The organism is Gordonia sp. 852002-10350_SCH5691597, from assembly GCF_001665715.1.
Taxonomy (GTDB): domain Bacteria; phylum Actinomycetota; class Actinomycetes; order Mycobacteriales; family Mycobacteriaceae; genus Gordonia; species Gordonia sputi.
The window spans coordinates 1-20882 of record NZ_LZMO01000265.1 but is presented as its reverse complement, the minus strand read 5'-3'; the positions used below and the strand labels follow the sequence as shown (position 1 = coordinate 20882).

Sequence of the window (20882 nt, the reverse complement as noted above, 5' to 3'; positions counted from 1 at the left end):
GGGAAACACCGTACGATCTGCCACCGACAGAACCGGGGAGGCGCGTCAGGCCTGCCCGGTCGTCGGAGGTCGTGAACCCGTCAGGCTGCGCCCGCCTCCTCCACCGCGCCTTCGGCTCCCGCCGCGGCCTTGACATCACCTACCGGCGGATACGAGCGCTGTCCGGCCGGTCGCTTGAGGAACAGCGTCGCGACCACACCGATCAGCAGTGCCGCCGCGGGCAGATACAGCGTCTGGCCCATCGCGAGCGCGAACGGCTCACGGACAGGATGACCGAAGACCTCGATCGGCAACTGCTTGGCGCTGTCGTTGTTTGACGCCGTGTCCATGCCGGGCAACTCCGCAGCGAGCCTCGTCTGCATCAACGCACCGACAGCGGCGGCGCCGATCACCGAGCCGATCATTCGGGTGGTGTTGTAGACGCCTGCACCGGCACCCGCCTGGTACCAGGGAAGATCACGAGTCGCGGTTGCCGCCAACGGCGCCCAGATGCCCGCAGATGCGATACCCATCAGCGCCAGCGGCAGGATCAGTTGCCACACAGGGGTTGCCGACCGCGCGATACTGCCCATCCAGAACAGCGAGATCGATGCCAGGAACAGACCCGTCGAGATGATGAGGCTGGGATGCACACGGTCGAGGACCCGCCCGACGATCGGCGCGAGGATTCCGGTGAAGATCGCCATCGGCACCATGACCAGCGCCGATTGCGTCGGTGTCATGCCACCGACGAGTTGCAGGAAGAACATGGCCGGAATCATCTGACCGGAGATCGCGAAGCCCATCGAGGCGATGCCGATGTTGGACAACGAGAAGTTGCGCCGACGGAACAGCGAGAGCGGAACCAGCGGTTCGGTTTTGACCCTCGACTCCCAGTAGATGAAGAGCGCGAACACGACGACACCCATGATGATGAGCGTCCAGATCCACGGAGCCCAGTCGTACTTCTCACCGTCTTGAATTCCGAACACCAAGGCGGACAGACCGATTGCCGATAACACCACACCGACCCAGTCGAAGGAATGGTCGTGCTTGTCGACCTCGGGCACGAGCACGGCCGCGAGGATCAGACCGATGATGCCGACGGGGAGATTGACGAAGAAGATCCACTCCCAACCGAGGTTGTCGGTCAGCACCCCGCCGAGCAGCGGACCGACCAGCGTTGCCACACCGGCGACGGTGCCCCAGACACCCATTGCGGCACCACGCTTTTCGGGCGGGAAGATGCGTTGGATCATGGCCATCGTCTGCGGCGTGATGAGCGCGGCTCCGACACCCTGCAGTGCACGTGCCGCGATCAGCTCGCCGATCGAGCCGGAGAACCCGCACCAGACACTCGCGGCGGTGAACACCACGAGACCCACCTGATAGACGGTCTTGGGTCCGTACTTGTCGCCGAGCCTGCCCGTGATCAGCAGCGGCACCGCGTACGTCAACAGGTACGCGCTGGTCACCCAGACGATGCCGTTGACATCGGTGTCGAGCGCCGCACGGATCTGCGGCTGCGCGACAGCAACGATCGTCATGTCGACGAGGATCATGAAGAAGCCGACGCATAGGGACATGAGCGAAAGCCACGGTCGGTTGGTCACCGACTTGAATGCCGGAGCGGTCATGAGTTCTGCACTTTCTGTGCTGTGGACGAAATCTTGGTTGGGGACGAATTCTTGGTTGGGGACGAATTCTCGGTTGGGGACGACTTGTGAGTTGGGGACGAAGCGTCGGATGGAGATGAACTCGGTGATTCTGGTGTGGTGGCGTGCTTTGAAAGCCACCCCGAGCCGGGGTCGTCGATCCACTCGATGTCGTTGTGACGCAGGCGTCGGACAAGATCGACAAGCCAGTCGATCTGAGTCTGCAGAGTCGCCAAACGGCACCCGACGTCGAGATAGAACATCTCGACGGCTCCGCGAGCGAGCGCTGCCGCCGCTGCCGCCTCGACCCGTTCACGATCGGCACGCATCGCATCGATACGCCGTTCGAGTAGTTCGACGACCCGTTGCCGCGGCAACGAATGCGCCTCGGACAAGGCGAGGTAGAGCTCGGGGTATTCGACGGGGTGACGTTCGAGGATTGCCTCGAGGCTCGCGGCTAGCGCCGCTCTGCCCGTGTCGGTGATCGCATAGACGGTCCGCTGCGGTCGGTTGCCTTCTTTACGAACCTCGACGACCTCGATGAGTCCGTCGACGGCTAGGCGGTCGACGGTGTGATAAAGCGTGCCCGGACGAATCTTGGTCAGGCGGTCTTCTTCCCGCTCGATCGTGGTCTGGAACATTTCGTACGGGTGCATGGGCCGTTCAGCAACCAGGCCGAGTACCAGGATGGCCTGCGGAGCCAACGGACATTTCGCAGTCACGTCGTCTCCCGTCTCCCAGCCAAATATTCCGTGTGGAATATACCGCGCCGAATAACTGGTGCCAACCGTCGGTGGCGATCACTACTGTGGAGCCATGAGCCAGGTCCAGTCAGACACAGAAGCCCAGTCCGGCACGCAGGCGTCCTATGTCACCAGCGGACAGGAGTTCGTCCGCGACACCCAGTACATCGAGACCCGCATCACGCGCGACGGTCGCGACGGCTACCCCGTCGAGGCAGGACGGTATCGACTCATCGCGGCGCGGGCATGCCCCTGGGCCAACCGCACGCTGATCGTCCGACGACTCCTCGGTCTCGAGGATGCGATCTCGTTGGGACTCTGCGGTCCCACTCACGACAAGAACTCATGGACGTTCGACCTCGATCCCGGCGGCGTCGACCCGGTCCTGAAGATCCCGCGCCTGAAAGACGCGTACGAGAAGCGCTTCCCCGGTTACCCCAAGGGCATCACCGTTCCGGCGATCGTCGACGTCCCCAGCGGCGAGGTCGTGACCAACGACTTCAAGCAGATCACCGTCGACTTCGAGGTCGAGTGGTCCGACTATCACCGTGAGGGAGCACCTGACCTCTACCCCGAGCACCTACGCGACGAGATCGAATCCGTCAGCAAGGGTGTCTACACCGAGGTCAACAACGGGGTGTACCGCTGCGGATTCGCCGGCAGTCAAGACGCGTACGACAAGGCCTACGACCGGCTGTTCACCAAACTCGACGAACTGACCGAGCGCCTCGCATCGCAGCGTTACCTGGTGGGCGACACCATCACCGAGGCCGACGTCCGGCTTTTCACGACCCTTGCGCGATTCGATCCCGTCTATCACGGGCATTTCAAGTGCAATCGGAGCAAACTGTCGGAGATGCCGGTGCTGTGGGCGTACGCGCGCGATCTGTTCCAGACCCCGGGGTTCGGCGACACCGTCGACTTCACACAGATCAAGCAGCACTATTACATCGTCCATCGCGACATCAATCCCACCGGGATCGTGCCCGACGGCCCGGACCTGCGGAATTGGCTCACGCCTCACCATCGCGACGAACTCGGGGGCAGCCCCTTCGGAGACGGAACGCCACCACCCCCACCGCGGCCGAATGAGGTCGTGCCAGAACAGGATTGGGTACCACTGACATGACCGAAGCCAAACGAACCGAACAGAAGCCTCCCGCGAAGGCGGTCGAGGTGACCGGGGGCCTGCTGGACAAGGCCCAACGCCTCCAGGCCCCGGCGGTCAAGAAGTACGTGAACGCACTGCGTAAGGCGCATCCAGACGAGTCGCCCGAGCAGATCATCCGGCGGCTGGAGAAGCAGTTCCTGCGCACGGTGATGGGTTCGGGAAGTGCGGTCGGTGCAACCGCGGCGATCCCCGGCGTCGGGACCATGACCGCGCTCGGCGCTATGACGGGTGAGACGGTGCTGTTCCTGGAGGCCTCGGCATTGCTGGCCCTCGCGATCGCCGAAGTGCACGGGATCGGCGTCGAGCAGTCCGAACGGCGAAAGACGCTCGTGTTGGCCGTCGCACTGGGTGAGGAGGGCGTCGCAGCGCTCGGACGCCTCGTCGGCACCCGCGGCGGCGCGCTGCGTCGACTCGGAACCGCAGCCATCCCAGGTGGTGGCCTCGGCAAGCTGAACACCGCGTTGATGAACAAGATCGTCAAGAAGTATGCGATCAAACGAGCACCGCTCATCTTCGGCAAGCTGATGCCCGCAGGCATCGGAGCCGTGGTCGGCGGTGCAGGCAACCGCGCACTCGGACGTCGCGTCGTCCTCAACGCACGTGAGGCGTTCGGTCCCGCGCCGAAGTCGTGGCATGGCGATGTCGTCGACGGCAGCGTCGTCACCGAACCCGGTCTGCCCGCCGGGGATCGGTGACCGGCTCCCTCACGGACAGCCCGGCCCCGATCCGAGATGCCCCACCCACCGACACCCCGAGGCCCGCGCAGCCGACCGGCTGGATTCGTCGACTGGCCACTGAGTGCTGGCGACATCGCAGATTGGTGGTCGTCACCCTTGCGGTGACCCTGGTTGCCGTCGCCGTCGACCTCGTCGCACCGTTGCTGGCCAAGGCTGCGATCGATCACGCGACCGGAGCACAACGCGGCGGAGCGACGATCTCGATGATCGTCGCGGCGCTGCTTGTGCTGGCGGTCGTCCGTTACGCCTGTCAGTTCGGACGCAGGCTCACCGCGGGACAACTGTCGATCAGCGTGCAGAACGCATTACGCCTACGCCTGATGCGCACGCTGCTGCATCTCGACGGTGCGGCACAGTCACGCATCAGCACGGGACAGGTTGTCTCGCGGTCGATTTCAGACCTCCAGATCGTGCAGGGTCTGCTAGCGGTCGTCCCACTGTCGGCTGGAGCCGCGGTTCAGGTGGTGATCGCGATCGGGATCATGGCCTATCTCTCGCCGCTGCTGACCATCGTCGCGTTGAGCATCATCCCCGTCGTCGGCATCGTCGTCTTCACCACGCGCAGAAAGCTTTTCGCCGCCACCTGGTCGGCGCAGCAATCCGCGGCCAACGTTGCACAGCACGTCGAGGAGACCGTGACCGGCGTACGAGTGGTCAAGGGATTCGGTCAGGAGTCGCGCGCGGTCGACGAACTCGTCGGCCTCGCACGCGACCTGTATTCAAAGCGCCTGCGCGCGGCCAAGATCAACGCGCGGTTTGCCCCGACGATGGCAGCAATACCGCAGTTGGGCATGGTCGCGGTCATCGCTCTCGGCGGGTGGCTGACGCTACGCGGCACCATCACCGCTGGCACCTTCCTCGCATTCGCCACCTATGTCGCCACGATGACGTCACTGGCACGCCTGCTGACCAACCTCGTGGTCAGTGGCCAATTGGCCCGCGCCGCCGTCGACCGTGTCTACGACGTCATCGACGAGCCGACCGACCCCGGTGACCGACAGACCGGCACACTGCCCGATGGCGCTCTCGGACTCCGCTTCGACGACGTCGACTTCGCGTTCGGCGACAAAGCCGTCCTGCACGACATCGACCTCGACCTCGCGCCAGGCGAGTGCGTCGCGATCGTGGGACCACCCGGCTCAGGGAAGTCGACCATCGCGGAACTGACCAGTCGCTACCTCTCGCCGACCGCTGGATCGGTGTCACTGGTCTCGACCGATGGGGTATACGACGTCGCCGCACTCTCCTCCGAGAGTCTGCACTCGGCGTTGGCCGTCGTCTTCGACGAACCGTTCCTCTACTCCGACACGATCGCCGCCAACATCGCACTCGGCGTCCCCGCCGATGCACGTACGCTGCCCGATGGCGCACCGCACCCACGCCTCGTCGACGCCGCGGCCCGCGCCGACGCGCTCGAGTTCATCACTGCTCTCCCCGACGGATTCGAGACGATCGTCGGCGAGCGTGGTCTGACACTCTCGGGAGGCCAACGACAACGCATCGCGCTCGCCCGTGCGCTGTACGCCGACCCACGCGTACTCGTGCTCGACGACGCGACATCGGCCGTCGACGCCACGACCGAATCGCGCATCCTGCGTGACCTGCGCAGCGGCGAGGACACCCGGCCGACGATGCTCGTCCTCGCGCATCGACGGTCGACGCTGATGCTCGCCGACCGCGTAGCCGTTCTCGACGGCGGGCGGATCACCGACATCGGAACCATCGCCGAACTCGATGCCCGCAGTCCGCGCTTTCGTGCCCTGATGACCGGCGTGGTCCCCGAGTCGTCAAGTGCGCGGGCCGCGCTGCATGACACCACTCCTGCACAGGCGGCACCCGCGGTGGTGGATGACGCACTGATGGACCGGCTGTGGCCCCCGGCCGATCCGGGATCGACACCGGCGGCAAGCGACAGCGCGGCGTCGACAACGTCGCGCATCGCGCCACCACCGGGTCGCGGACCGAGTGGTCGCGGGGGCGGTGTGGCGAGCGCGCTCGGTTCGATGCAGGCGACGCCCGCATTGCTCCGGGCCGTCGACGCCCTGCCACCCGCGGACGAGGATCCTCGGGTCGACACCGCGTCGGTACGTCGTGAGAACCGACAGTTCAGCCTGTGGGGCATACTCTCGCCGGTCCGACTGTTGCTGATCACCGCGATCGTCTGCATCTCGCTGGACACGCTCATCGGACTCGCTTTTCCGTCGTTGGCGCGCGCGGTCCTCGACGCCGCGGGTCGAGCCGACGAAGGACGCTTGTGGGAGGTCGCCGCCTTCGGTGTCGCACTGGTGCTGCTCGGCTGGATCGTCGGTGCGGTGATGACCTTGACGTCGACGCGCGCGGGAGAGCGGGTCCTGTTCGGCCTCCGGGTGCGCAGCTACGCGCATCTGCAACGCCTGGGTCTCGACTACTACGAGCGAGAACTGTCCGGGCGCATCATGACACGCATGACCACCGACGTCGACGCGTTGTCGACGTTCCTGCAGACGGGTCTGACGTCGGCCATCGTCGCCGTATTGACACTCGTCGGCGTCACGGTCGCGCTGCTGCTCACCGATATCGAACTCGGACTGATCATCCTGCCCGTCTTCCCGATCCTGATCGCCGCGACCATCGCTTTCCGACGGGTTGCCGCGGATGCGTACACGCGCTCGCGCGAACTGGTGAGCATCGTCAACGCCGACTTCCAAGAGAACATCGCGGGCATCAGGACCACGCAGACCTATCGCAACAGCGACATCGCCATGACCCGCTTCACCGATCGCACCGTCGAATGGGTGCGCGCACGAATGCGTTCGCAGCGGGCCATCTCGGTGTACTTCCCATTCATCACGCTGATGTCCGACGTCGCAGCGGCCGTGGCGATCGCCGTTGGTGCACATCGCATCTCGACCGGAACGATGCAGGCCGGCACACTCGTCGCCTTCCTTCTCTATCTCTCGTTGCTCTTCGGCCCGGTGCAGCAGCTCTCGCAGGTCTTCGACGGCTATCAGCAGGCAGTCGTGGGGCTTCGGCGCATCGCGGACCTTCTCCGCACACGCAGCTCTCTGGAGTCACGCGAGGATCGAATACCGGTGCCCGCCAACGGTTTTGACGGCGACATCGAACTCGACGACGTCGGGTTCCGGTATGCCGGCGCTCATGCCGAGGCGCTGCGCGACGTCGAGCTGACCATCCCGGCAGGTTCGTCACTGGCACTCGTGGGACGGACGGGGGCGGGCAAATCGACAGTCGTCAAACTGCTCGCCCGCTTCTATGACCCCACCAGCGGAGAGGTGCGCATCGACGGCACCGACATCCGTGACTTCGGACTGCTCGACTACCGACATCGGATCGGGCTCGTACCCCAGGAACCGCACCTGTTCACCGGTAGCGTCGCCGAGAACATCGCCTATGGCCGACCCGAAGCCGACCGGACACAGATCGCGGCCGCTGCACTCGCTGTGGGCGCCACTGATGTCATCGCCGGACTCGACGGCGCGATGCGTCATCAGGTCGGCGAACGCGGCGGCGGACTGTCGTCGGGCCAACGTCAGCTCATCGCGCTCGCGCGGGCCGAACTCGTCGATCCCGACCTCCTACTTCTCGACGAAGCAACCGCGACACTCGACCAGGCCACCGAAGCGCTGGTGCTCGCCGCGGGCGAGACGGTCACCCGCCGACGCACCTCGGTGATCGTCGCCCACCGGCTCGCCACCGCCGCGCGCGCCGATCGGATCGCGGTCGTCGACAACGGACGCATCGTCGAGTTGGGAACACACGACGAGTTGCTGTCGTTGGGTGGAAGGTACCGCGCGTTCTGGGATGCAGGTGTCGATCCGGACGTCGACGGTATCGAGCCTGCTCAAGGCGACGATCGCGTCTGACGATCGACGTTGCTCACCGGGGTCGCGGATCGGGACCGCAACCGGCTGCGACGTCGGCGCGGTCGGTACACGGAGCGCAACGTCGCGCGCGTACCATGAGCAGGTGGTGCGTCGTAATCTTCACAAGGGACTCCACGACGCGAGCGAGCGACCCGACACCAGAGGGAATTGAGGCGAGATACCGCTGTGAGCAGTTCGATATCAGATTTCGGACAAAACACGTGGCTGGTCGACGAAATGTACCAGCAATTCAAAAAAGACCCGAACTCGGTCGACCCGAGTTGGCACGATCTGCTGAAGGACTACAAGCCAGGCGACGATGGTTCGTCCAACGGCACGTCAGCAGCATCTGCTGGGGCATCCTCTGCGGCCAAGTCCACAACCGCGACGACTACCAAGCCCGCATCGACGAAGACCGCGTCCACCAAGACCGCGACGCCCTCGGCGTCAGGCAACGGATCGGGCACCGCACACAGCAACGGTGCGTCGAACACCGCAGCCCCGAAGAAGACCGCATCCGCGAGCAGCAACGGTAGCGCCTCGTCGAACGGCAAGGCCGCACCCCGCCAGGTCACTCTCGACCAGGAGCCGACCCCGCGTCCGGCCACCACCAACTCCCCCGCCCGCGAGTCGACAGCCACCAAGGCCGCGTCGGGTCACAGCGTTGCGAGCCGCGACGGATCGTCGCGCTCACAGAAGGCGCCCGCGTCGGCCAAGGCCGCTTCGACGACCACGGACGCAGCACCCGCCGAAGACACCGAAAAGGTTCTGCGCGGCGCCTCGGCCGCCGTCGCCAAGAACATGACGGCGTCGCTGCAGATCCCGACCGCCACGTCGGTGCGTGCGATCCCGGCCAAGCTGATGATCGACAACCGCATCGTCGTCAACAATCATCTGGCCCGCACCCGCGGCGGCAAGATCAGCTTCACCCACATCCTCGGCTACGCGATCGTCCAGGCGATCAAGGCGTTCCCGAACATGAACCGCCACTTCGCCGAGATCGACGGCAAGCCGAATGTGGTCACCCCCGCGCACACCAACCTCGGTCTGGCGATCGACCTCGTCGGTAAGGACGGCAACCGCTCGCTCGTCGTCGCCGCCATCAAGAACTGCGAGACAATGGGTTTCGCCGAGTTCTACTCCGCGTACCAGGACATCGTGCGCCGTGCGCGCGACGGCAAGCTCACCGCGGAAGACTTTGCGGGCGTAACCATCTCGCTGACCAACCCGGGCACCATCGGCACCGTGCACTCCGTGCCGCGCCTGATGAAGAACCAGGGTGCGATCGTCGGCGCCGGAGCGATGGAGTACCCGGCCGAGTTCCAGGGTGCGAGCGACGAGCAGATCGCCGAGCTCGGCGTCGGCAAGCTGATGACGCTGACCTCCACCTACGATCACCGGATCATCCAGGGCGCCGAATCGGGCGACTTCCTGCGCAGGATTCACGAACTACTTCTCGACGACGCGTTCTACGACGAGCTGTTCACTGCGTTCCACATCCCCTACGAGCCCATCCGCTGGCGTCGCGACATCCCCGCGGGAGTCGTCGACAAGAATGCCCGGGTGCTCGAGCTGATCGCGGCCTACCGCAATCGCGGCCATCTGATGGCCGACACCGATCCGCTGATGATGGACAGCTATGCGCGTACCTCGCATCCGGATCTCGACATCCTGACCTACGGCCTGACCCTGTGGGATCTCGATCGCACCTTCAAGGTCGGCGGCTTCCACGGCCAGGACACGATGAAGCTGCGCGACGTCCTGTCGATTCTGCGCGATGCGTACTGCCGCCACGTCGGCGTCGAGTACACCCACATCCTCGAGCCCGAGCAGCAGCGCTGGGTTCAGGAACGCGTGGAGATCAAGCACGTCAAGCCACCGGTCGCCGAGCAGAAGTACATCCTCTCCAAGCTCAACGCCGCCGAGGCATTCGAGACCTTCCTGCAGACGAAATACGTTGGGCAGAAGCGTTTCTCGCTCGAGGGCGCGGAGTCGGTCATCCCGATGATGGATGCCGTGATCGACCAGAGCGCCGAGTACTCGCTCGACGAGGTCGTCATCGGAATGCCGCACCGCGGCCGCCTCAACGTGTTGGCCAATATCGTCGGCAAGCCCTACTCGAAGATCTTCACCGAGTTCGAGGGCAACCTGAATCCGTCGCAGGCACACGGTTCCGGCGACGTGAAGTACCACCTCGGCGCAGAGGGCAAGTACTACCAGATGTTCGGTGAGAACGAGATCAACGTCTCGCTCACCGCCAACCCCAGCCACCTCGAGGCGGTCGACCCGGTGTTGGAGGGTCTCGTCCGCGCGAAGCAGGATCTGCTGCCCGAAGAGCGCGAGTTCTCCATCCTGCCGCTCATGCTGCACGGCGACGCCGCGTTCGCAGGCCAGGGAGTGGTCCCCGAGACGCTCAACCTCGCGATGCTTCCGGGCTACCGCACGGGCGGCACCGTCCACATCGTGGTCAACAACCAGGTCGGCTTCACCACGGCGCCGGAACACTCACGGTCGAGTGAATACTGCACCGACGTCGCGAAGATGATCGGCGCCCCGATCTTCCACGTGAACGGCGACGATCCCGAGGCATGCGTGTGGGTGGCCAAGTTGGCCGTCGACTACCGCGAGACCTTCCACAAGGATGTCGTGATCGACCTCGTCTGCTTCCGCCGTCGCGGACACAACGAGGGCGACGACCCGTCGATGACCCAGCCCGCGATGTACGACGTCATCGACACCAAGCGCGGTGTGCGTAAGTCCTACACCGAGGCTCTGATCGGTCGTGGCGACATCTCGACCAAGGAGGCCGAGGACGCCCTGCGCGACTACCAGGGCCAACTCGAACGAGTCTTCAACGAGGTCAAGGAACTCGAGAAGTTCACGCCCGAGCCCAGTGAGTCCGTCGAAGACGACCAGCCCCTGCCGCAGAAGCTGGTCACCGCCGTCGACAAGACGGTTCTCGAGCGTATCGGCGACGCCTTCTACGACACACCGGACGGCTTCACGCCGCATCCGCGCGTCAAGCCCGTGCTCAAGCGTCGTCACGAGATGAGCCGCGACGGCCACGTCGACTGGGCGTTCGCCGAGTTGCTGGCCTTCGGTTCACTGGTTCTCGAGGGACGTACCGTCCGCCTGTCCGGCCAGGATTCGCGACGCGGCACGTTCAGCCAGCGTCATTCGGTCCTCATCGACCGGGAGAACGGCTCTGAGTACACACCGCTCAATCACCTCGCACCGCTCGACGGCGACGCCGATTCCGAAGGCCGCTTCATGGTCTACGACTCGCCTCTCTCGGAGTTCGCGGTGGTCGGTTTCGAGTACGGCTACTCGGTGGGCAACCCCGACGCACTCGTGCTGTGGGAAGCGCAGTTCGGCGACTTCGTCAACGGCGCGCAGTCGGTGATCGACGAGTTCATCAGCTCGGGCGAGGCCAAGTGGGGTCAGCGGTCCGACGTCGTGCTGCTGCTGCCGCACGGCCACGAGGGCCAGGGCCCCGACCACACCTCGGGACGTATCGAGCGGTTCCTGCAGTTGTGCGCCGAGGGTTCGATGACGGTCGCGCAGCCGTCGACGCCGGCAAGCTACTTCCACCTGCTGCGTCGGCACGTGCTCGACGGGATCAGCCGTCCGCTGATCGTGTTCACGCCTAAGTCGATGCTCCGCAACAAGGCTGCCGTCAGCCCCGTGGAGGACTTCACCGACGACAAGTTCCGCTCGGTGATCGACGATCCGAAGTTCTTGAAGGACAACGGTGATCGCAGCAAGGTCAAGCGCGTCTTGCTGGTGAGCGGCAAGATCTACTACGAGATCGCCGCCCGTCGGGACAAGGAGAGCCGCGACGACATCGCCGTGGTCCGCGTCGAGCAGCTCTACCCCGTGCCGCATCGTCGTCTCCAGGAGACGCTCGAGAAGTACCCGAACGCCGACGATTTCGTGTGGGTGCAGGACGAGCCTGCCAATCAGGGGCCGTGGCCATTCCTCGGACTGTGGCTGCCCGAGATGCTGCCGAACCTCCTCAAGGGGTTGCGCCGCATCTCGCGTCGCCCGATGTCGGCACCGAGCTCCGGCTCGTCGAAGGTGCACGCCGTCGAGCAGCAGGAGATCCTCGACGAGGCATTTGCCTGAGGCGTCGAATAGCAACGAGCGAGGGCCGACCCGTGCCGGGTGCGGCCCTCGCTCGTTTTTTGTCGATCAACGTCGGAAACTCACACGAGTCCCAGCGGAAGGACTGAGCGGTCAGCCCTTCGAGAGCGGACGCGGATCGAATGTCACGCGAATCCGCGTGATCAGGCCGTTCTCGACGTGACTCCAGTTCGCCGTCGGTAGCGATGCGTTGTCGGTGACCAGGTCGAACCACGTGATCGCATCGGCGCCGTTCACAACACGTGCGTGCAAGACGAGATCGCGCATCAGGTGCTCCGACATCCCACGAAGACCGGCAATACACTCGTCGATTCCGCGTGCCGTCCCCATCACACCGACGAAGTCGACGTCGGGGGCGAGAACCGAACGCAACCGGTCGAAATCGCCTGCGCGCCAGGCGTCGAAGTAGGTTGTCGCCGCATCCCTGGTGGTCGCCGTATCGGCCTGTGCAGTTGTGTCCACAGTCATCTCTTCTCCCTTTCGAAGCATCGGTCCGTGGGTTCGTACTCCAGACTGCTCAGCGGCGATTAATCTGTCCAACATCTATTTCTTATGGCATTTATCATTTTGAGTCATGGAACTGCATCAGCTCCGCTACCTCCTCGCCGTCGTCGACACCGGATCGTTCACCGCAGCGGCGTCGACTCTGCACATCAGCCAGTCGGGTGTGAGCACTCAGATTCGCAAGCTCGAGAACGAACTGGGGATCGCACTGCTGCAGCGCACCACCCGACGCGTGACGTTGACGAGCGAAGGAGAGCGAGTACTGCCAGCCATACGCGGGGCGGTCGAAGGAATCGATGCGGTCGTCGCGCTGGCCGACGATCTGCGCGGCCTCACCACGGGCACGCTGCGGGTAGGCACCGTGAGTGGACTCACCTGGCAGCCCATCTTCGATGCCATCGCGAGGATGCACCACGAACACCCCGGGGTCGACATCTCGGTCCGTGAAGCCATCTCGACGACGCTCATCGACGGGGTGCACTCGGGCGAGCTCGACGTCGCGATCGCTGCGTGGTCGGGCGAGCCGCCCCAGCACGTGCACACCACAGTCATCGTCGACGACGCGCTGCACGCCGTCGTCGCGCGAGATCATCCGTGGGCGACGCGTGCCGATGTCGGACCCGATGAGATCGCCGACGCCGACCTCATCTCGCTCACCCGCGGCACCGGCGCCCGCACAGCACTCGACGCCCTGCTGGCACGGGAGCGAGGCGCTCGGGTTCCGCGCTGGGAGGTCGCAACCCCGTCACTTGCACACATGCTGACCACGCGCGGACTCGGCGTCGCCGTACTCAGCGAGAGCACCGCCGCCTCGTGGCGAGACACCGTCAGCCTGCCGATCACCGACCATGCCGCGCGATCCACACTCGGCATCATCTGGCGCGAACCCCCGTCACCGGCGACCGCGGCCCTGCTCCGTGAGATGCGGCGTCGAACCGGCTGATCCCCGGGGGTTCCCGTACGACGAACGCACGACGCAGGCCTTCCACCTGCACCGACGTCGGCGGATCATCACAAGGCATGGCCGGTCTGATACTCGTAGCAGTGCTCGTCGTCGTCTTGACTCCTTTGGCTCTGATGTACCGACGGGCGTGCAGGCAGGCTCGGGAGTTTCGTGAGTTCCGTCGCGCACAGGGGCTTTCGGATCCGAGTCAACTGCCACCGTTCCCAGGAGACCCAACCGGCGGCAACTGGGGTTTCTGGGGTTTCTGATGAGTCTGGTTCAATGCGCCGGAAGATCCGTGAGGGTCGTGACAAGGGCAGGCAGGGACGAGGAGATCACGGCAAGCAGTTGGTCGCGGGTGATCTCCCCATCGGTGAGCCAGCCGATCGTGACCTCCTCGACAAAGGCGATCCACCCGAACGTCGCCAGTCGGACCGCCGGGGTGACCTCGACGCCGAGCGCAGGTGCGTGATCGAGGATGCGCTCGGCCATCACCGCTCTGGTGCCGTCGATCACGGCCCGCATCGCCGGGTCGGTACTCGACGCGCCGCGCAGGAATGCGGTGTAGGCGCTGCGATGCTCGCTGACGTAGTCGACGAACGCTGACAACGAGCTCCACAGGATGGCGAGCGGATCGTCGAGGGTCTCGTCGGGCGCTGTCAGCCGCAACATCTCCTCTCCCTGCGCCTTCGCGATGGCGACGTGAAACTCCTGCTTCGACGCGAAGTAGTGAAACAGAAGTGCGCGCGACACACCGGCTACCTCGGCGATCGCATCGATGGACACCTCGTCGAGCGGCCGCTCCGACACCATCTGCAGCCCGAGCGCGATGAGCTGGTCGCGTCGGGCCTCCGGGCTCATCCTGGTGCGCTTCGTCTGGGTCACAAACACAGTTTAGGCGACTTATTGACCAGTGTTCAATAGCCTATTGACTAATGTTCAATAGGCTCTTACTGTGATGAGCATGACAACGCACAATGTTCAGGTTGCCATCGTCGGCGCCGGATTCTCCGGCCTCGGCGCGGCGATCAAGATGAGCCAGAACAGCTTCACCGACTACGTCATCCTTGATCGCGGAGCCGACTTCGGCGGCACCTGGCGCGACAACACCTACCCCGGCGCCGCGTGCGATGTCGCGTCGAACCTGTACTCGTACTCGTTCGCCCCCAATCCCGAATGGTCACGCTCGTACTCTCATCAACCCGAGATCCACCGCTACATCAACGACGTGGCCGATCGTTACGGCGTGCGCGACAAGGCCAGGTTCGGCGTCGAGGTCATCCGTGCCGCGTGGAGCGAGTCGGAACAGCACTGGCTGATCGACACGGTGCCCGCCGGAACCGATCCGGCCACCGCTGCCATGACGACGTACCGGGCACAACACCTCATCGGCGCGGTCGGACCGTTGTGCGAACCGAATCTTCCCGACATCGACGGCATCGAATCGTTCGGCGGAACTGTCATGCATTCCGCGCGCTGGGACGACGACGTCGAGCTCTCGGGTAAGCGCGTCGCCGTGATCGGCACCGGTGCGTCGGCCATCCAGATCGTCCCCGAGGTCGCCAAGCGCGTCGCCCACCTCGACGTCTACCAGCGCACTGCGCCGTGGATCGTCCCACGTACCGAGCGGCCCTACACCCCCGTCGAGCACTGGCTGTTCAAGAACGCGCCCATCGTGCAGAGCGCCGGCCGCGCGGGGGTGTACGCCTTCAACGAGTTCATCGCCTTCGGTCTGACGCACTCGCGTACCGCGCTCAAGCCCGTCGAGCTCGTCGCTCGCGCCAACATCGCACGCGGAATCCGTGACCGTAAGCTGCGCGACAAGGTCACTCCCCGCTTCCAGGTCGGCTGCAAGCGAATCCTGCGATCGAACGCCTGGTACCCGGCACTCGATCGACCCAACGTCGACCTCGTCACCGACCCCATCGCACGCGTCACGCCGTCGGGCATCGTGACCGCGGACGGCACCGAGCGCGAGATCGACGTGTTGATCGTCGCGACAGGCTTCCACGTCACCGATTCGCCCGTGTTCGACTGCATCGTCGGCGCCGAGGGACGATCGCTCGCCCAGACGTGGGAGACGAACGGAATGCAGGGCTACAAGGGGTCGTTCGTCCACGGCTTCCCGAACATGATGCTGATGGTCGGTCCGGCGACCGGACTCGGACACACCTCGATGGTGTACATGATCGAGTCGCAGCTCAACTACCTGGTCGACTATCTCAAAACTGTTCGCACACAAGGGATCACGCGCGTCGACGTCGACGAGGAATCGCAACGCGGGTACAACACCGGTATTCAGCACGCGCTCCGCAACAGCGTCTGGGTCAATGGCGGTTGCGCCTCCTGGTACGCCGACGACAACGGCAACATCACCACGCTGTGGCCGGGCTTCACGTTCAACTTCCGCAAGCAGACCCGACGATTCGACGTCGCTGCATACTCTGTCGCGCGTGATTCGTCGGCGGCCGACATCAACACCCCGCCCGTGCTCACGAGCACCCGCGCCTGATCTCGACCACATCCGCATGCACGCCGGATCTCGCACACACCAACACACAAAGGAGAACACCATGAAGAACTTTCGCGATAAAGTCGTTGTCGTCACCGGTGCGGGCTCGGGCATGGGCCGCGAACTCGCGGTGAAGCTGGGCCAACAGGGCGCCAAGCTGGCGATCTCCGACGTCAACCCCGACGGTCTGGCCACAACGGAGAAGCTCGTCGCCGAGACCGGCGCACCGGTACACGCGCAGATCCTCAACGTCGCCGAGCGTGAGGCGGTTCTCGATTACGCCGACACCGTGATGGCCCACTACGGCAAGGTCAACGTCGTGTTCAACAATGCGGGTATCGCGCACCACGGCGAAGTGGAGCGCACCGAGTTCAAGGACATCGAGCGCGTGATGGACGTCGACTTCTGGGGCGTCGTCAACGGAACCAAGGCGTTCCTGCCGCACGTCATCGCCTCAGGCGACGGCCACATCGTCAACACGTCGTCACTGTTCGGTCTGCTGTCCGAGCCGGGCCAGGCGGCCTACAACTCGGCGAAGTTCGCCGTTCGCGGATTCACCGAGGCGCTCAACCAGGAGATGTTGATCGCCAAGCACCCGGTGCGCGTCACCTGCGTGCATCCCGGTGGCATCAAGACCGCGATCGCTCGCAACGCGACGGTCGCCGACGATTACGACCAGGCCAACTTCGCCAAGTTCTTCGACAAGTACCTCGCGCGGACCTCGGCGTCGTCGGCTGCCGACACCATCATCAAGGGCGTGAAGAAGAACAAGGCGCGAGTTCTCATCGGCGCCGACGCCATCGTGCTCGACGTCTGGGTGCGTCTCGTCGCGTCGAAGTACCAAGGCGTCGTGGCGGGCGTGACCAAGCGCGTCACCACCTCGTTCCGCTGACCGCTGTCGTCGTTGCCCTGTTCGTGCAAAAGACGACGTAGTCGAACGCACGAACTGGGCGACGCCCTTCTCTCCGATCGAGCGGTATCCACACGACCGAAGAATTGTTCGATTTTCCTCGCCGTTGTCCGTATTGTCGGGCAGTGTAGAACACATATTCGACACGTCGTGGGGCGGGGGTGACCGCACGTGAACAGCAGCAGCAATCGCAACAGCTGTGAGAATGGCCGTGCGCCTTCGGCTTTGGCTTCTGCTGCGGTGGGGTCGGCGGATGCGGTGGTGGCGGAGAAACTGTCACGGCTGGCTGCGGTGTTGGAGGCAATCCCTGCCGAGGTGTCGGTGGAGACGAAAGCTGCCGCCGAAGCGCAGATGGCCGGCTATGCGGTCCAGTTCACGCCCACCGAAATCACCAATCGACCAGTTAGTGCCCGCGTGTGATGTGCACAATCGGCGCGTCGGGCCGAAACCCGGACAGTTCACCACCCGCATGATCACCGACGGACCCGACACCGGCCGGGTTGCGTGGCGACTCAACGCCCAACCGGGTATGCCCGAGAATCCGGAACACATCAACCGCATCGCCGACGTCAAAGCCGACTTCCACGACCACCTCACCGCCGAACACACCAACACTCAAGCCGCAGCACACGCGACAGGCACAAACGCAACGGTTACCGAGACCGGCGCGCGAGCCTCGGATACAGCCGGTACCGGGATCGTCGCGGACGCAGTCGGTGCCTGGATGATGACGCCGCCTTCGACGCCAGCCGCGCCGAGGGCGAACAAGGCGACGGTCACCGACATCGAGCTCGCGTTGGCGGGTTCGATACCCTCCGCCGACACCCTGCGCCTCAGCGCGCGGGTCGACATCCAACGGAACCTCACTGATCCACCCGACCCCGACCCGTCCACAGACCCCGACGCACCAACCAGCCCCTGGTGGCTCGGCGACGTCGACCCACCAGGCGGCCTCGACCCACCCGCGGCTGACGCCGCCTGACCACCGCGTCACCTGACCCGCGCGCCAACCCGGCCGACACACTAGCCCAACGAACCGGACGAACCGTCGAATCAGGTTGCGCCGCAACCCGTCCACACCCCGCCACCACACCCCGGTGGCGGGGCAGACGTGGTTGGGCAGACGTAATTGGGCTCGCGCGGTTGGGGCGACGGAGCAATGTCGGGCCACCTTCAGATCTCAGGGGGCAGCGGGAGATTTACGACGCCCGGCCACGTCGTGGATAGCTGTTCGGTGTCGAATCAGCAGCCTGCTGACCCGTAACGACTAGAGGCCGTGCTCGCCGAGCCACGCGACCGCGAGATCGCGTGGCTTGGCGCCCGCGTCTGCGCGGCGTGCCAGTTCGGCGAGATCGGCGGTGGTGATCTCTCCCGCGACACGATTGATCTGCTTGACCTCGCTGCGGGTCAGCGCTGCGGTCCGGTACACCGGCACGAGATTCTGCGCCCGCGGACCGCTTTGCGGCGAAGCGCTCGACGGGGTGGATGGGGTAACCGGGGTGGACGGAGTAGATGGGGCGGACGGAGTCTGTCCCGCGTCCTGTTGTGTCGGCGCGGGCACTCTCAGTGCCTGGATCTGGGGTGCCGAGGGGTCGAGGGCGACCGCGGCGCCGAGCGCTGTCACGACGCCGACAGCCTGTGCCGTCCCGACTCGTGCAATCACCTCGCGTGCCGATCCGACCGACTCCACCGCACCGAAGCGACAACCCTGTGCGGCGAACGCAGCCATGTCGGCGGGTTGCGGACGTCCCACGACCACGACGGGAAGCCCCTCGGGCAGTCGCCCACACTCCGATAGATCCGTGACATCGCTCGACTGCGCCAGCGACGTCGCGACAAAGACCTGGGGTGTTGCACTCACCGGCGTCGCGTCACCCACCGAAACACCCTGGGGCAGAGAGCGGTTGAGCTCGTCGTAGACCTCGTCCGACGACGTCACGATCGCCTTCGGTGCCAGCGAGGTGAGCAGTTCGCCACTGAACGCGGGAAACAGGTCGACCTTTCCGCGATCCATCTCGTCGAGCAGTGCGGTGTCGTCGCCGCGCAGCATGTCATCTGCAACCGGTGCACCGACGTCTCGCAAGGCTCCGGCGTAGATCTCGGCCATCACCCGTAGCGCCGGATCGTCGGCCGAGCCCAGATGTAGCAGTCGACTCGATGACGCGGAGTCGCGCGACGAATCCGAACATCCCGCGAGCACCCCGGTGACAACCATCGCAACCGCAAAGACGACAGCGGTGGCCCACACACGATTCCGCACGGCTCTCACGGTATAACGATGCCCTTCCGCGAGTAGCATCCACCTCGTGCCAATGCCCAACCTCCGCCCCGGTGCTCGGAACGCGCGTCCGCTCCCCCGGATTCCGGTCCCCGTTGCACGGGCGGTCGTCGACTGCGCAGTGTATGTCGACGGGATCAGACAACCGGGGCGCATCACCTACGCCGACGCGTTTGCTCAGGTACGCGAGAGCGGCGAGGGATTCGTGTGGCTCGGGCTCGTCGCGCCTGACGACGCGCAGATGACCGGCGTCGGCGAGGTGTTCGGCCTGCACGAACTCGTCGTCGAAGATGCGGTGCATGCCCACCAACGTCCGAAGCTCGAGGTCTACGACGACACGCAGTTCCTTGTGCTGCGGACGGTCAAGTACGTCGAGCACGAGTCGATGGAGAAGGCCAGCGAGGTGGTCGAAACCGGCGAGATCATGGTTTTCGCGGGTCGCGACTTCGTCATCACCGTCCGCCACGGCGACCACACCCACCTACACAATCTGCGTCGGCGACTCGAAGCCCGACCAGAACGCCTCGCGCTGGGTCCCACCGCCATACTGCACGCCATCGCCGACAAGGTCGTCGACTCCTACCTCGCCGTTTCCGAACGGATGGAGGACGACGTGGTGTCGATCGAGAGCACCGTCTTCTCCCGGCAACAACGCTGGCTCAACATCGAGCCGGTCTATCTGCTCCGTCGCGAGGTACTCGAACTGCGGCGCGCGGTCACACCGCTGGCGGGCCCTCTGTCGCGGCTGGCGTCCGACAACACGTTGGTGCCCAAGGAGATTCGACGCCAGTTCCGCGACGTGTCCGACCACCTCAGCACCGTGATCGAGCACGTCGTCGAATACGACGAGGTACTCAGTTCGCTGCTCGACGCCGCCGCGACGAAGGTGAGCATTCAGCAGAACAGCGACATGCGCAAGATCTCGGCGTGGGTGGCCATCGCCGCGGTGCCGACAATGGTCGCAGGCCTCTACGGGATGAACTTCGACATCCTGCCCGGCATGCACGACCGACAGGGCTTCGGCATTTTGTGCCTGGTCATGTTCCTCATCTGCGGCGGCCTGTGGGCGACGTTCCGTCGAAGTCACTGGCTGTAGACGGCGACGTACCTGGCCCCGTCGGCGACGCCTCTGGCTGCGTGGACGGCCCGCGCGGAGCGTTGCGCACCTGATCACATAGTGGCGGGAGAACGCCTCGGGTCGGCGATGTCGATGCCCGCTTCTGCCCACGCCTCGCGCAGGGCGTCGGCTCCCTTGAGTCGCACCCACGCGGCTTCGTTCGCGGTGATCGGGATCGTGCGCAAGAACCGCACCGGTTCCATCGGGTCGGGTAGCGCAAGCTCGCCCAGATCGTCGGCCACCGTCAGTAGCGCGGTGAACGGCGCGCCATCCCACAGGGGCTCACCGAGATCGACCAGTGCGTCCGGCGCGAGGATGAGTCCCTCG

15 protein-coding genes and 1 pseudogene are annotated in these 20882 nt (G+C 65.0%); 10 read left to right on the top strand and 6 right to left on the bottom strand.

Annotation, left to right across the window (positions count from 1 at the left end):
• Window positions 1-80: 80 nt before the first annotated feature.
• Both A5777_RS20210 and A5777_RS20205 read right to left on the bottom strand, forming a co-directional pair.
• Window positions 81-1616 (bottom strand): MFS transporter, encoded by a 1536-nt coding sequence (locus A5777_RS20210; protein WP_064864063.1) that lies wholly within the window; start codon window positions 1614-1616, stop codon window positions 81-83.
• A complete protein-coding gene (locus tag A5777_RS20205) occupies window positions 1613-2356 on the bottom strand; it encodes a PadR family transcriptional regulator (protein ID WP_064864061.1) in 744 nt (247 codons plus the stop codon). Before A5777_RS20205 ends, A5777_RS20210 begins: the two co-directional genes overlap by 4 nt.
• A 94-nt stretch (window positions 2357-2450) precedes the next feature.
• Here A5777_RS20205 and A5777_RS20200 point away from each other — a divergent pair, with 94 nt between their 5' ends.
• From A5777_RS20200 to A5777_RS20185, 4 genes are all read left to right on the top strand, one after another.
• Entirely contained in the window at window positions 2451-3506 is a 1056-nt protein-coding gene (locus A5777_RS20200; protein ID WP_064864059.1) for a glutathione S-transferase family protein, read from the top strand.
• The gene (locus A5777_RS20195; protein WP_064864057.1) at window positions 3503-4243 is read left to right on the top strand and encodes a hypothetical protein; all 741 of its coding nucleotides are present in this window, start codon (window positions 3503-3505) and stop codon (window positions 4241-4243) included. Before A5777_RS20200 ends, A5777_RS20195 begins: the two co-directional genes overlap by 4 nt.
• On the top strand, window positions 4240-8148 hold the full coding sequence (locus A5777_RS20190) for an ABC transporter ATP-binding protein (RefSeq protein ID WP_156529440.1): 3909 nt from the start codon (window positions 4240-4242) through the stop codon (window positions 8146-8148). Before A5777_RS20195 ends, A5777_RS20190 begins: the two co-directional genes overlap by 4 nt.
• 237 nt (window positions 8149-8385) lie before the next feature.
• A complete protein-coding gene (locus A5777_RS20185) occupies window positions 8386-12273 on the top strand; it encodes a multifunctional oxoglutarate decarboxylase/oxoglutarate dehydrogenase thiamine pyrophosphate-binding subunit/dihydrolipoyllysine-residue succinyltransferase subunit (RefSeq protein WP_064864055.1) in 3888 nt (1295 codons plus the stop codon).
• 111 nt (window positions 12274-12384) lie between these two features.
• Here the strand turns inward: A5777_RS20185 and A5777_RS20180 are convergent, their stop codons facing one another.
• A complete protein-coding gene (locus tag A5777_RS20180) occupies window positions 12385-12759 on the bottom strand; it encodes a nuclear transport factor 2 family protein (RefSeq protein ID WP_064864052.1) in 375 nt (124 codons plus the stop codon).
• Between the two features lie 106 nt (window positions 12760-12865).
• On the opposite strand from A5777_RS20180, the gene A5777_RS20175 reads away from it, so the two are divergent.
• On the top strand, window positions 12866-13738 hold the full coding sequence (locus tag A5777_RS20175; RefSeq protein ID WP_064864050.1) for a LysR family transcriptional regulator: 873 nt from the start codon (window positions 12866-12868) through the stop codon (window positions 13736-13738).
• A gap of 279 nt (window positions 13739-14017) precedes the next feature.
• Here the strand turns inward: A5777_RS20175 and A5777_RS20170 are convergent, their stop codons facing one another.
• Complete coding sequence (locus tag A5777_RS20170) at window positions 14018-14599, bottom strand: TetR/AcrR family transcriptional regulator (protein ID WP_005205773.1); 582 nt, start codon at window positions 14597-14599, stop codon at window positions 14018-14020.
• Between the two features lie 103 nt (window positions 14600-14702).
• On the opposite strand from A5777_RS20170, the gene A5777_RS20165 reads away from it, so the two are divergent.
• From A5777_RS20165 to A5777_RS20150, 4 genes and pseudogenes are all read left to right on the top strand, one after another.
• Window positions 14703-16250 (top strand): flavin-containing monooxygenase, encoded by a 1548-nt coding sequence (locus A5777_RS20165; protein ID WP_064864071.1) that lies wholly within the window; start codon window positions 14703-14705, stop codon window positions 16248-16250.
• A gap of 61 nt (window positions 16251-16311) precedes the next feature.
• A complete protein-coding gene (locus tag A5777_RS20160; protein ID WP_064864069.1) occupies window positions 16312-17142 on the top strand; it encodes an SDR family NAD(P)-dependent oxidoreductase in 831 nt (276 codons plus the stop codon).
• 189 nt (window positions 17143-17331) lie between these two features.
• The gene (locus A5777_RS25540; RefSeq protein ID WP_231895132.1) at window positions 17332-17580 is read left to right on the top strand and encodes a hypothetical protein; all 249 of its coding nucleotides are present in this window, start codon (window positions 17332-17334) and stop codon (window positions 17578-17580) included.
• A pseudogene (locus A5777_RS20150) lies at window positions 17555-18142 on the top strand (HNH endonuclease); the annotation flags it as partial. The gene A5777_RS25540 and the pseudogene A5777_RS20150, both read left to right, overlap by 26 nt.
• A gap of 285 nt (window positions 18143-18427) precedes the next feature.
• Here the strand turns inward: A5777_RS20150 and A5777_RS20145 are convergent.
• Entirely contained in the window at window positions 18428-19459 is a 1032-nt protein-coding gene (locus tag A5777_RS20145) for a glycine betaine ABC transporter substrate-binding protein (protein WP_064864044.1), read from the bottom strand.
• 13 nt (window positions 19460-19472) lie between these two features.
• Here A5777_RS20145 and A5777_RS20140 point away from each other — a divergent pair, with 13 nt between their 5' ends.
• A complete protein-coding gene (locus A5777_RS20140; RefSeq protein WP_064864042.1) occupies window positions 19473-20534 on the top strand; it encodes a magnesium and cobalt transport protein CorA in 1062 nt (353 codons plus the stop codon).
• Window positions 20535-20608: 74 nt separating this feature from the next.
• Here A5777_RS20140 and A5777_RS20135 read toward each other — a convergent pair.
• Window positions 20609-20882 (bottom strand): suppressor of fused domain protein (locus tag A5777_RS20135; protein WP_197502430.1); only part of this gene is annotated, 274 nt, incomplete at its 5' end.

Excerpts from the sequence above, each read along its gene's own strand:
- A5777_RS20210 (WP_064864063.1), bottom strand. The coding sequence starts at position 1,616 with ATGACCGCTCCGGCATTCAAGTCGGTGACCAACCGACCGTGGCTTTCG.
- A5777_RS20200 (WP_064864059.1), top strand. The coding sequence starts at position 2,451 with ATGAGCCAGGTCCAGTCAGACACAGAAGCCCAGTCCGGCACGCAGGCG.
- A5777_RS20195 (WP_064864057.1), top strand. The coding sequence starts at position 3,503 with ATGACCGAAGCCAAACGAACCGAACAGAAGCCTCCCGCGAAGGCGGTC.
- A5777_RS20185 (WP_064864055.1), top strand. The coding sequence starts at position 8,386 with ATGTACCAGCAATTCAAAAAAGACCCGAACTCGGTCGACCCGAGTTGG.
- A5777_RS20180 (WP_064864052.1), bottom strand. The coding sequence starts at position 12,759 with ATGACTGTGGACACAACTGCACAGGCCGATACGGCGACCACCAGGGAT.
- A5777_RS20175 (WP_064864050.1), top strand. The coding sequence starts at position 12,866 with ATGGAACTGCATCAGCTCCGCTACCTCCTCGCCGTCGTCGACACCGGA.
- A5777_RS20170 (WP_005205773.1), bottom strand. The coding sequence starts at position 14,599 with ATGAGCCCGGAGGCCCGACGCGACCAGCTCATCGCGCTCGGGCTGCAG.
- A5777_RS20165 (WP_064864071.1), top strand. The coding sequence starts at position 14,703 with ATGACAACGCACAATGTTCAGGTTGCCATCGTCGGCGCCGGATTCTCC.
- A5777_RS20160 (WP_064864069.1), top strand. The coding sequence starts at position 16,312 with ATGAAGAACTTTCGCGATAAAGTCGTTGTCGTCACCGGTGCGGGCTCG.
- A5777_RS20145 (WP_064864044.1), bottom strand. The coding sequence starts at position 19,459 with ATGCTACTCGCGGAAGGGCATCGTTATACCGTGAGAGCCGTGCGGAAT.
- A5777_RS20140 (WP_064864042.1), top strand. The coding sequence starts at position 19,473 with ATGCCCAACCTCCGCCCCGGTGCTCGGAACGCGCGTCCGCTCCCCCGG.